Raw genomic sequence first — 13,384 nt, forward strand, 5'->3', positions numbered from 1 at the left:
AATATTTTTGTCTTTACCAAGCTTTTCCATAAGCCTGATACGATTTACAAGCTGCACTGCTTCCCCAACATGAGTCCGTAGTGCAGCTACTTTTATTGGTCAATAAGAGGACTAAAATTAAGTTTTATTCCTAACATCTTAACTTAGTTTTGCCTGTATTTATGCCAGGTTTCCTCAGGCACATAAATAGCGCGATAGGGAATAAAATAAGCGTTTAATTCCCAAAGAACTTTCCCCCTTTTATCCGTCACCAGTACACTACCTGTTTTCGAGCTAGTCTGCAGTAAATTACCATTATCCAGTTCATAGGCACTGCCCATTCTTGCTGTAAACTGCTTTTTCGGAATTGGGGCCGCATAAGCTACTGTTGCCGTTTTATTCTTTTGATCAAGCCTAAAAGCGATCGCCCGAGATTGCTTATTGGCTGTTGTACTGTCACGCGGAGAAAAATCACCATTGTCAAAAAGCAACAGCTCACCAGTTTTTGTGATATGCGGTGCATGCTGGAAATAAAATAGTTCCTGGTCCTTTAATTTATAATCGCCACCCTTTCCCAATTTCCAGAGAATATCACCGGTTTTAGCATCAATTTTCCAGACCTGATTTTCAATTGGCGAAGAAGTCAAATAATTGTTGTCACGATCGAAGGAGATCGTATTAAAATGAAATCGATCATGCTTCAGGCTGTCTAATTTTTTATCCTGCTGAATATCCCATTTTTCCCAGGGAGACCATTTCTTCAAGATATTACCTTTCATATCCATCGTCAAAATAGCATCACCCCAAAGGGTATCTTTCGGATGGTTGGGCCGATCGTCGATCCTAAAATCCCGCACGATACCGACAATATTATTGTTGTGATCCATCTGCACGTCATGGTGCATGATGATCCCTTTTTTATCCAAATCGATACGTGCTATTTCTTTACCCGTAAGATCAATTTCAACAAGTACCGTCCCACCGACAAATCCGATACGGCCGCTTCTTAAATAATAACTTGCATTGGTCGATTTCTTGCTTGGCTGATTGGGTTTGTTGAATTCATCTTTACTCGCTGGAGCCAATAAGGCAAGGATAGTACCCCTTGGAGTCAAAGAAGCAAGACGCACGCCCAGCTTTTCGTCCTGCCAATACCAACGAATCGTCCCCTTGCCGTCCACCATGGCCATGTAGCCCGGAAATCCGCGATAACATAATAATACCATACCATTACCTAGGGCCTTTTCATCATGAGGATGGTCGGCCTTGATCCAGTCGTGTACCATCCATGGCGATTGCGCTCTTGTTTTAAAAGATTGTTCGCTCGATTTTATGGGAATAATCCGGTCTATGATAACCCTAAATTTATAACTTGTATTTGGTTCAAGCGTCATTAACGGAATGTTATGCTGAACAGCAGCATTTGAAACAGTTGTTTTATAAGACTGTTTATCCCCCTCTTTCCAATACTCCACATACACGGCTTCTGCCTTATTTAGTTTCACCTGAATAGCAGCGTTGAGCGGCAAATTATTGGGTGAGCTCACCTCAATATTTTCAATGTCAACCTGATGTGCATAATAATAGTAAGCAGCAAATACCGCTATAGCTACCACAATCAGTGCAATAATTGCTTTAATTGGTTTCATCTGTAAATAATTTCAATTCCACTGGTCTATCAAACAAAGCGCATTACCGAATATAATGCGCTTTAGTTTGGGTTATTTAGGCAATCGCGATGGATTGGCTGTCGTCATTTCTTGATGCAAACGTGCTTCTTCCAATGGATAAGGGAAATAGCGCATGGCTTCAGTGACATTTTCTTTCAGTCCGCGGCCTTTCAAATAAGCATTGCTTACTTTTTCATAGCGGCCCAGGCGGATCAGATCCTGACGTCTTTTGTATTCAAAGACAAGCTCAAAACCACGTTCGTCAACAAGCGCATCGATCATAGCCTCCTTATTTGCAGGACTAGGAAAATCAGGATGCTTACCATATTCAGGTGCTCCAGCTCTCTTCCGGACTTCATTGATATAAGGCAATGCTGCCGCGGGCCCATTCAGTGCATTTTCAATCTCAGCCTTGCACAAAATAACATCCGCCAAACGGAGAACCTGAATCGTCCGCCCATCCAGATAGGAGTTATTGACCATATCATAAGAATACTTTTTCGTTGCAACATTTTGCAGGAATTTCACGGTATCACTTGGCGGAGTAGTCTGACCTTTAGCAGGCAACATGTAAAAAAATCCATACTTTGTATTTTTGTCCCGTGCAGCCTTTCCGGTGTAATTATAATAGAAAAACTTTTTACGCGGATCGAGATCACTATATTTTCGCCAAAAATCAAGGGAAACACCATAGTACTGCCATCTATCCGGTACTTCAGGGTTGTCGGTCGGACCAAAGTGATTGGTAATCTCGCCTCCATTTAATGTAGGCTCATGCAAGATGCCAAATATCAGCCCCATATCCATTTTATTATTGTCGGACCACTCCTTCTTAAAATCCGGATTCAGCGTGTATACACCTTTATCACGTAACGCTAAAACCTGATCGATATACGTTTTTGCTTTTTCATAATTGTGCGAACGCATATACATCTTTCCCATTAAGGTCAACGCGGCGCCTTTTGTAGCACGGCCAATGCCCAGTTCGTCCGACCATTTCTCCGGCAAGTTATCGATTGCATACTGACAATCTTCAGCAATCTGTGCATCAATTTTCTCTACAGCAACCAAAGGCTCATTGTAGCTTTCCGTCGGATTCTTGACTGTCGTTATCAGTGGTACCGGTCCCCAGGCATCTGTAAGATCCATATAAGATAATGACCGCAAGAACCTGGCCTGTGCGATAATTTTCTTCTTGCGATCGTCGGGAATAGTTACACTCTCAATACGATCAATCAACATATTGGCATTGCTAATCACCTGGTACATATTCTGATAATTAAATTTAAAATACCTATTATTATCATCATAGGTAAAGTTACTCATCCGTGTAGGATCACCTGCCGCTGTAGAAAAGCCTATATCCGTTGCGTAATCGGTGATCATCACCAAATAACCCGCATAGTATAAATAGGCATCCCCCGGATAAGGCGATAAACTCGTATAGACACCCGTCAGGGCAGCATTGATATCACTTTCTGTTGAGTAGGCATTTTTTGTCGTCAGATCACTGTATAATTTAGGGTCAAGCTTGGTACAGCTATTCAAGCTGAGGCCCAAAACAGCGGCCAGACCCGCCATACCCAAGATATATTTTATATTATTTTTAAACGTCTTCATGTCATTTCTGATTTAGATATTAGCTATTAAAATGTTGCACTTACACCAAAAGTAAACGAGCGCATCGAAGGATATGAATTAAAATCCAGACCTACCCCAGCATTGGCACTCTGATTATTTCCAGCTCTATTTTTAACCAGCGCATCATTTTCATATCCCTTGGTATCCACCTCAGGATCCCATCCAGAATAATTGCTAATCGTAAATAAGTTTTCCGCCATACCATATACCCGTATCGATTGAACCGCTTTTGTTTTCAATGGAATGGTATAACCCAGTGTCAGATTACGCAGCCGCAAAAAGGAAGCATTCTCAATAAAATGGTCATTGATATAGCCACCATAGTTCATGTAGTAAAATCCGTTTCTTGGAATCTCCGTATTGGTGTTTGTCGGAGTCCATCGATTTAAAGCTTCTGTGGTACGTTTCCACTCCAGATTCATACGTGTCATATTGAGGAGATCGTTTCCGACATTTCCATAAATGAAGGCCGTCAGATCAAAGTTTTTATACGCGAATGTATTGGTCATACCAAAATTGAACTTCGGATAACCACGACCGATGATCGTCCGGTCCGCAGAATTGATTGTACCATCGCCGTTCACATCCGCGAACTTCGGATCGCCGGGTTTAGAATTTGGCTGTGGCGCATAGTTTTCTCCTTGTTGAATAACCCCCAGGTATCTATAGCCAAATAAAGAGCCCAACGATTCCCCAACACGAATAACCGAATAAGCTTCTTCAGAAACATTACCCATTGGTTTTGACGAAGTCAACAATTGTTCAGGCTCTCCACCCAAGCTTGACACCTTATTGCGGTTCATCGTTAAATTCAATTTTGTCTCCCAGGTAAACGCTCCGGTCATATTCTTACTGGTTACCGAAAACTCCAACCCTTTGTTATTCATCGTACCTAGATTGCGCTGTCCGGAGGTATATCCTGTGTAATAAGGCAATATACTCTTAATCAAAAGATCATTGGTTTTCTTATAATAGGCATCTACGGTAAAGGCTAATCGATTCTTAAAAAATGAAAAATCAAGTCCGACGTTATATTGCGTCGTGGATTCCCATTTTAATTTATCGTTTTCAGGATAAGTTGGGTTTTGTTTAACGCCACCCGAATTGGTCACACCATCAAACGTATAGTGCCCATTATCCATCAATCCATAAGAAGCATAATCCGCAACGCGATCATTACCCGTCTGTCCGTAACCCAACCTAAATTTTAGATCCGAAAATAACTGCTGCTCTTTCATGAAATCCTCATTGTTGACCTTCCATGCAAAAGCTGCTGAAGGAAAGGTTCCCCAACGATGGTTGGGACTAAAGCGCGATGATCCATCACGACGTAAGGTTGCAGTCAACAGGTACTTATCAGCATAGGCGTAATTTACGCGCCCGAAAAAAGAGATGACCAAGTTCTCAGCTTTAGCAGAATTTACTCCCGTAATACTAGAGGCCATTCCTAAATTATTGTATTCCAGCAGATCCGTTGAAAAACCTTTTACATTGATCCCCTTATTGTTGCGCACATATTTCTCATACGAATAGCCCCCCATCACACTCAAATTGTGTTTCTCATTAAACACCTTTGCATAGGTAGCATAAAAATCAATCAGGTTATGGGTTTCATTATAATCGGCCTGACTTGCCACACCATCATCTATCCCACCCTGATAAGAGTCTCGAGTCAGATAACTGCCCAATTGATCATGTGTTATTTCCGTTCCTGCATCCATGCGCAAGGTCAGTTCCTTGATCGGATTTACCTCAAGAAAAATATTTCCATTCAACTTGTCCCTTTGCACATCATTGATCCGTGACATCAGGTTGGCCAAGGGATTGTCACCCTGCCCTCCTGGAGGTCTTCCAAAACTACCGTCTGCATTGTAAACAGGTACCGTCGGATCATAGGTCAATATGCTGTACAAAACATTTGAATTCAGGATATTTCCGTCATACACCTGCATATTCGATTTTTCCCGTTGCGCGGATAGGCTCGCCCCAGTGCGGATATAATCGTTTACCTTTTGATCCACGTTGATACGTCCCGAAATTCGATTAAAGTCTGTCGTCTTCAAAACACCCTTTTGATCAAAATAACCTATGCTCGTCAACACCTTGGTTTTCTCACCACCTCCGGAAAACTGTAAATTATGGTTTTGCAAAATGCCGTTCCGCATGGTCTCCTTTACCCAATCCGTATTGACATCAGACTCGAGCTGTGATTTGGTATAGACTGCATATTCCTGATTTTCTTGCCCCTGAATCTCCTTATAAAGTGCATTGGCAAGATTCATATATTGCTTACCGTCGAGAAAAGTGAACGGTATAATCGGTTTCTGTGTTCCCACATAGCCACTATAGGTAATGTTGTTTTTATCCGTAAGACCACGTTTTGTGGTAATGATAATAACACCATTGGCACCTCTGGAACCGTAGATAGCCGTTGCCGAAGCATCCTTTAAGATATCCATGGAAGCAATATCATCAGGATTGATGTTGATTCCATTATTTGTTGGGAATCCATCGATCACATAGAGTGGATCATTACTTCCACTAATCGAATTGGTTCCGCGAATCCGAATAGACGTGCTACCACCCGGCGCCTTTGAATTCTGGGTTACAACGACACCCGAAGCTTTACCTTGTAGGGCCTGCCCTACATTGCTCACCGCTCCTCCTTTCGTTAGTTCGTTGCTGGAAAGCGATGCAATGGCACCTGTCAGATCGCTTTTCTTTTGTTTACCGTATCCAATTACGACAACATCTTCTAGCTGATTCACCTGATCCTCCAAAATAATGGAAAGAGTGGTGGCTCCATCAGCGGAAACCTGCACATTTCGTTCTACATAGCTTTGATACCCGATGTATGAAAAAGTCAGTTCATACCCCTTTCCATTCGGTACATCAGCAAAACGAAAACTCCCATCACTCGCACTCGAGGCTGCTGTTGAAAAACTGCTGCCGGGATTTTTCAAAATTATACTTACCCCTGCCAGCCGTTGCCCCGACGAGTTTTTGATTACACCATTTATTGTTCCCGCTAGACATCGAAAAGATAACAGTGTCAAGACAAGAAAAACAAAAAATGGTTTCTTGGTTAAGTTGAAATTTACCATGATTCTATTTTTTAGGTTTGAGTATATATGTATTATGTTGTTTTTCAAGAATAAACGGATTCACCTCAACAATCAACTGCAGAATAGACGCCGCAAGATCCGTTTTGTCTTTCAGGTCCATTGTTGGATTCTTGCTAAACCGCCCCTTTATCCGATAGTTTTTAACGATTAATGAATCATAGGATATAGGTACATCAAGTTCATGATTGATATATTGAATAATATCGGATACAGCGGTTTCTTCCAATTGGAGCCAATTGGCGCTCTGGTGAATTGTTGCCGGATTGCGGTACGGTTTTTCCGTTGCGGAAAGCATAAGCTGGGCTGGTAGACTTTCCCTCGCGCTCATTTTTGGCGTACCTTTGAAATTTGAAACAAGCATCTTGTTCGCTCCGCCAAAATAAATCTGTTGGCCAGGTTTCAAAATGTTTGTCTCTACTACGGACGGTTCTATAGATTCAACGCGAACTTTCCCCTCAAATAATCGGATCAGAACATGTTCAACTGCCGCATTATAATCCACGATGAATTCTGTTCCCAGCGCTGTGGTCATCAACGTGCCGCTTTCGACAATGAAAGGTTTTGAAGGATCCTTTGCTACTTTAAAATTGACTCTTCCACTGAATAGTTTAACCCGCCGAAAATCAAGATCCGGTTTTATACCTAGCTGAATCAGTGCACCGGGTTCCAAGGTTAAAATCGAATTGTCTGCTGCAATAATTTCTTTAGGCTGAGCAGAAGGGTTGTAGTAAATTTCATGAATGAAGCTTGCTGTTTGTATAGGTTTATCGGTTGATGGGCTCAAAAGATTGGATAAAACGAACAGGAAACCAAACAGGACGAATACAGTAATAATTCTCAACAGGCTATCGCCACCACGTTTTGACTTATTTTCCTGATTGATATAGGATACCCAATCATCTTCCGAAATGAGATCGTCCAATAATGTCGGATCGTCATTCAGCCAGGTGAACACAAGTTTCGCTTCCTCAGCAGAACATTCATTCGCCAGGAATTTATTTAATAAGGATTTGCGATTCATAACAGTTTCTATCCTTTTAGCGGGATAGGTATATAACTGTTATACGAATAGTGATGGGCTTGTCCCCTAAGACAACTTAAAAAATTTTTTAATAAATTTCAGGCCAATGCTAACGTGATTTTCTACAGTCTTCGGGGAGATAGACAATTTGACGGCAATTTCTTTATAACTCAATTCTTCAATTTTATGAAGATAAAACACCTGTTGCCGCATAAAAGGCATTTGTGTAATCAGCTCTTTTACGTATTCTAACTCTCCTTTATAGGCAATTTGTCGTTCAAGATCTTCATATTGGGTCAGTACAAATGGTTTCTCAAACGCTACATATTTTCTATTCAATGCACGCCGGCGCAATTCATCAATCAATTTTGTGCGCGCAATTTGGAAGAGCTGGGTACTGAATTGGATTTGCTGATTCGCATTATTTTTGCGTTCCCAAACAATTAAAAAAGTCTGTTGGACGACATCTTCAGCAAGATTCGAACATTGGGTCTTCTGATACAGAAAATAGTATAATTTCCTGTACCAATAACGATAAGCTAAAAAAAACTCTTTTTCGTTAGTAGGTGCCCGCTGTAGGATTTTATTAATCATAATCTACATTTAGATAGTCTTGTTTCAATGCTGTTATCCTCTTTACAAAGAATATCGAAATTGGTATCTGACAGAATTTCAATTTGATCCATCAAAATGACCCATGCTTTTTGGTTAGTTATGCACCTCTAAAGTGATTATTTTTTATCAAAAAAACAAGATAATATTTTCAATAGAGCAATTGCTTCAATCCCCATTTTATGCACCTTTTTTCCTAAAAGCTTTTTAGTTTCACAAGAACCAACCGTCATGAAAGTAAACTGCTGGTTCTTTCTGGTCAAAAGAAACGAATTGTAAGAAACGACCTGTTTCAAAAAAGAAGGTATTTAGCTGATAAGAGTAAGTTCCTATCAGCTAAATACCTTTCAAAATAAAACGAACTTCGTGAAGTTGCTTGTTTTACTGATGCTTATATAGCAAATTAATAACCCGTATTTTGCTTCAAATTTGGATTGACGGCAATCTGTTGGCTCGGGATTGGATAAACCAATGTTTTGGGATCGGCATCCGCAGCCTTTTCTTGCCAGGCCAATAAAAATTTACCAAAACGAATCAAATCCTGTCTTCTCCAGCCTTCCCAATATAACTCGCGAGCACGCTCATCCAATAAATTATCGAGCGTCAATGCCGTCAAGTTATTAACACCACGGTTCGTCCGAATAGTATTGACCAAACCGAGTGCCTCTGTTGCTGTCCCTGTTCCACCTCTCAGAATAGCCTCTGCTTGCATCAGCAATACGTCGGCATAACGAAATACAACCCAGTCGTTGTTTCGTTGACCAGTGACGGCATAATCAAAAGCATACTTCATTGGACGGATACCAGCTGTTTCCAGGGTTGCACCCGAGGTACGGATGGTCACTTCACGCGTAAAGACCAAAGGTGCATTCGCTGGGTTCCGCGCCATTAAAGGTTTGTTTGTACTCCAATTGTATTGCTGTCCAGCAAAAAAACCAACATTTTGACGTTTGAATTCTTTTGTTCTGTTAGAAGTCGTATCAGCTGGATAATTATAATAAATTCCCCTTCTTTCATCGGTATCCGAAAATTTATCGTAATAATCTGATAAGGTACACCAGCCATTCCAACCCCCTGGATTCATATTATAGTGAGCAATGGTATTCCAGGTACGGTCCACATTTCCACCTCTATCTCCATTTTTATTGTATAAAGTGAAAATATTTTCGGTAGACTTCTCGTCGTTATCCGGCGCAAAATTATCAAAGTATTTGCCCTTCGCAGAAATAGTATAGGATCCCGAAACGGTAATTTCTTTGGCTAAGGTCACTACCTTATTCATATCCTCGGCAGCAAAAGAAGGAGCTTGTCTATTTAAAAAAGTTCCCTTATTCAAATAAATCTTCATCAATAATGCTTTCGCCGCATTTTTATTGGCTACATATGCCGCTCTCGGCCCGTTTGCAGGCAAACTCGCTATGATTTCGTTGAGATCCTTCACCATATAGTCAATAGCCGCCTGTGGCTGTAACACCTCTGGTGCGATTCTAAAATCTTCAAAAGAGGCTCCTTCCCGGACGGGTACTACGCCATAGAGATCCAACATATCAAACATGACCAACGCACGAATAAACTTCGCTTCAGCGCCTTGCTGCGCACTCGGATTATACCGCAACACATTGCCCGCATTATAGATGGCTGTACCCAAACTGACAAAAGTATTGTTCATGTAGCCATTATCTGCATTCCAGGTATGTAAATGGATCGCACGATGCATACCATTATCATCCCAGTCGCCACCCCGTGTAGGGGCCATGGCTGCGTCTGTTGATATTTCCTGCATCACCCAGCGCTGTTCCTGCTGATAAGGGGTATTCAATGAATTATAAGCTGTGATCAACAAGCTTCCAGGATCCACATTGGATGTCCCCTCCTCTAATTCTCCTTTAAATTCCTCCTTTAGTTTAGTACAAGAAAATGTACTTGTTACAATGGAGCCAATTATTCCGATATATAATAAAGTTCTTAATTTCATCTTTTTCATCCGTCTAAATTTGATTATTTATTCATCCATTTTGACTGTAAGGCATTCATACTGCCTTTGGTGTTTCATTCGTAATGGGGCGATCAGATTTATTCATTTTTATTCATTCACTAATACGTTTAAATCCATCTTGACGCTCTCCTCTTTTTATGATCTACAGTATACGCTTAAAGTGAGAAGTTAACCCCCAATAGGATATTTCTTGCCGGTGGATAGGGTAAATATTCGATACCCAACGAAGGAATACCATTTGTTGCACCATCTGTATTCACCTCAGGATCAAATCCTGTATACTTCGTGATGATGAAAAGATTCTGTCCAGTAAGGGATACATTTAAATTCTTAAGTGTTCTACCTACATTTCCAACACGATAGCTTAAAGTAAGATTGGCCATTTTTAGATAATCACCTTTTTCAAGGAATCGCGTCGAAGGCGCTGCTGAATTGGAAGTAGACTCTTTTACAGCCGTATTAAAGAATGCTGAACCGATATTACGTGATGACAGATTACTCAATCCCAAAGTCGTCGCTGCCGTATTATTGAATAGATAATGTCCAAAAGCACCATTCATATTGGCAGCCAAAGAAAACTGTTTGTAATTTACGTTGGTAGAAATACCCAATAAGGTCGTCGGATTTGGACTGTGCATATAGAATTTATTAATTGCAGGGTCGTTGGCCGTACTGATACTACCATCCTGTCCGCGATACATGCTCATGCCTGTCTGCGGATCAATACCTTGGTAATCGGCTAAGTACCATACATTCAATGGTTGTCCATTGGTCATACGTTGTCCCAATACACCTGAAAAACCTTGTCCACGCAATGCCCCTGTTTCGTAATAGCCAACTAGACCACTTACACTGTTTTTCAGGAAAGTTGCATTACCTGTCAAATCCCAAGTCCAATTGTCATTTTTAATAATTGTACCGGTCAACGCGATCTCAACCCCTTTATTTACAATCTCGCCATCCAAATTCACCCAGATACGCCCTGCTGGAGCTGGCTGTGCAAGAGTTTGCTCAAATAGTGCATCTGTGGTCTTTTTATTAAAATAATCAATGGATCCATACAGACGGTTACCCCAAATTCCAAAATCAATACCTGCATTGATCGTGGTCGAAGTCTCCCATTTCAAATCAGGATTACCATAGTTTGCCTGGCTTACACTTTGGTTACCAAAAACCAGCCTATTTAACGATGCCCCCGATGGAAATTCTTGGTTACCTGTTTTTCCCCAGCCTACCCTTACTTTCAACTGATCAAAAATACCGGTAGATTTCAAAAACTCTTCCTGATTCACATTCCAGGCAACGGCCAATGAAGGGAACATGGCGTATTTGTTGTTTGAACCAAATTTCGTCGAGCCATCCCTTCTTACTGTTGCAGTCAATAAGTAGCGATCCAAGTAATTGAATCCGCCACGCAAGAAAAGTGATTGCAATTGGTTGGTTGGACTTCTATACGACGATATTTCACGCGTGGAAACAGGTGTATATTGTAGATAGTCAAAATAATCTAGTCCCATGTAACGAAATCCACCGCCAAAGGAAATGTTGTTGTTGTAGTTATAATCCAAATACTCGTAACCTGCTACCGCATTAACACTCCAATCTGAATTGATTTGTTTATTGTAAGAGAGCATATGCGTCATTTGCAAGTTGGTTTCTCCATTATTGGAAATAAAGGCCTGCTCATTGTTCACAGCTGAAGGATCAATAAGTCCTGCGCGGTACATACCTTCACGGTTTCCAGTTTGTCGCATTGCACTATAGATAAAGCGATATTCCAAATCGTCTGTAATTTTATAGTATGGCGCCAAGTTGATTACCATGGTATTTGTTGTCGCCAAATCTTTAAAGGCGTCAATACTTGTCAATGGGTTTCGCGTAGTTGAACTGACAAAGGTTAAATTGCCTTGATCGTCCCGTAATGGTCGTGTCGGATTCCATTGTAAGGCTTGGGAAATCACATTTCCTTCCGAACCTACCATCGCATTGATCGGTGCGTATTTATTATCCATTTGCGTCAAAAAGACTGCAAAATCCAATCCCAATCGTTTGTTTTCCAGAAAACGGAAATTCCCGTTAAAATTGGCTGTGTATTTCTTCAGCTGTGATCCACGAATAATACCGTTTTGGTTTAAATATCCACCTGAAAGGCGATACTTACCATACTCGGTTCCGCCAGCTACATCAGCATAGTAATTTTGCGTGATCGCTTTTCTTGTGATCGCTTTAAAAGCATCCTCATTGCCACCGAAATCGGCATTTGCGACTTCAGATGGTGTATAATATTTCAACGCTTCTCTAAATCGAGCAGCATCTAATACATCAGGATATTCCCGCATGGTCGAAACTCCTGCTGAGGCTCCTACAGAAACCTCGGGCTGCCCTACTTTACCTCTTTTCGTCGAAATAATGACAACGCCATTTGCCCCACGTGAACCATAAATTGCCGTAGCCGATGCATCTTTAAGGATGTCCATACTAGCAATATCACCCGGATTCAAGTAAGTCAAAGGATTTCCTCTGTCGGAAGAAAAGCCTCCTCTTCCTTCGGGCAGAGGCGAATTACCCGACATAGGCACACCATCCAGCACAAATAATGGGTTGTTACTGGCCCGGATCGATGAGTTTCCACGGATACGTACTGTGGTTGATCCGCCAGGTTGCCCCGTATTATTAATCACCATAACCCCTGGTGTCTTTCCTTGTATTAATTGATCGGGACTCGTCATGATCCCCTTATTGAAGTTTTTCGCTCCAATAGTGACCATAGACCCCGTTAGATCTTTTTTACGGGCGGTACCATAACCGATCACAACGACCTCATCTAGGCCCTGACCGGCACTAGGTTCCAGCGCTACGGTGATATCGTTTCCCACAATGGGTACTTCTTTTAAAGTATATCCAATAAAGGATACTTCCAGCGTTTTCGCTTCACTGGGAATAGTAAATGTAAAGGAACCTTCCGTGTCTGTTGTTGTAGCCGCGGTTCCCCCTTTTACCTTAATTGTAGCTCCTGCCAATGGACCTTGAGTCTCATCTACAACCTTTCCCTTCAAGACTTTCGTCTGGGCAACTACAATAAAAGATACAAGCAAAAATGTAAGCGTCATTACGCATTGTGCAAGTAGTTTATTTTTCATACGCTTTTTGATTGGTGGTTTAATTGATTTTTATATCATGCATCTAGGATACACAAATGATACTAAGTGATTTTTAATGGTATTTTTTAGGCTCCAAAGCCCTTTTGAAATGCGTATAGTCTTCCCCAATAATGGCAAAGACGTAGCGCTCGGTATCAAGGCCTTTAAAGCCAAAATTCAAAACCAAAGTATCGTGAACA

General features: G+C 41.2%; 7 protein-coding genes. All 7 read right to left on the bottom strand.

From position 1 onward, the window contains the following. Positions 1-143: 143 nt before the first annotated feature. Positions 144-1,628: an aryl-sulfate sulfotransferase gene (locus tag HS960_RS13565; RefSeq protein ID WP_182332984.1), complete on the bottom strand. Its 1,485-nt coding sequence runs from the start codon at positions 1,626-1,628 to the stop codon at positions 144-146. A gap of 72 nt (positions 1,629-1,700) precedes the next feature. Further along, positions 1,701-3,269, bottom strand: coding sequence for a RagB/SusD family nutrient uptake outer membrane protein (locus HS960_RS13570; protein WP_200845613.1), 1,569 nt, complete (start codon positions 3,267-3,269; stop codon positions 1,701-1,703). 26 nt (positions 3,270-3,295) lie between these two features. Continuing rightward, a complete protein-coding gene (locus tag HS960_RS13575) occupies positions 3,296-6,394 on the bottom strand; it encodes a SusC/RagA family TonB-linked outer membrane protein (RefSeq protein WP_159729273.1) in 3,099 nt (1,032 codons plus the stop codon). Positions 6,395-6,398: 4 nt separating this feature from the next. Continuing rightward, the gene (locus HS960_RS13580; protein WP_182332986.1) at positions 6,399-7,436 is read right to left on the bottom strand and encodes a FecR family protein; all 1,038 of its coding nucleotides are present in this window, start codon (positions 7,434-7,436) and stop codon (positions 6,399-6,401) included. Between the two features lie 66 nt (positions 7,437-7,502). Beyond that, complete coding sequence (locus HS960_RS13585) at positions 7,503-8,030, bottom strand: RNA polymerase sigma factor (RefSeq protein WP_075991636.1); 528 nt, start codon at positions 8,028-8,030, stop codon at positions 7,503-7,505. A gap of 421 nt (positions 8,031-8,451) precedes the next feature. Then, positions 8,452-10,023 carry a RagB/SusD family nutrient uptake outer membrane protein gene (locus HS960_RS13590; RefSeq protein WP_182332988.1) on the bottom strand — a complete coding sequence of 524 codons (1,572 nt, stop codon included), beginning with the start codon at positions 10,021-10,023 and terminating at the stop codon, positions 8,452-8,454. 176 nt (positions 10,024-10,199) lie between these two features. Continuing rightward, entirely contained in the window at positions 10,200-13,184 is a 2,985-nt protein-coding gene (locus HS960_RS13595; RefSeq protein ID WP_182332990.1) for a SusC/RagA family TonB-linked outer membrane protein, read from the bottom strand. Positions 13,185-13,384: the final 200 nt, after the last annotated feature.

This window comes from Sphingobacterium paramultivorum, from assembly GCF_014109745.1.
In the GTDB taxonomy this organism is placed as follows: domain Bacteria; phylum Bacteroidota; class Bacteroidia; order Sphingobacteriales; family Sphingobacteriaceae; genus Sphingobacterium; species Sphingobacterium paramultivorum.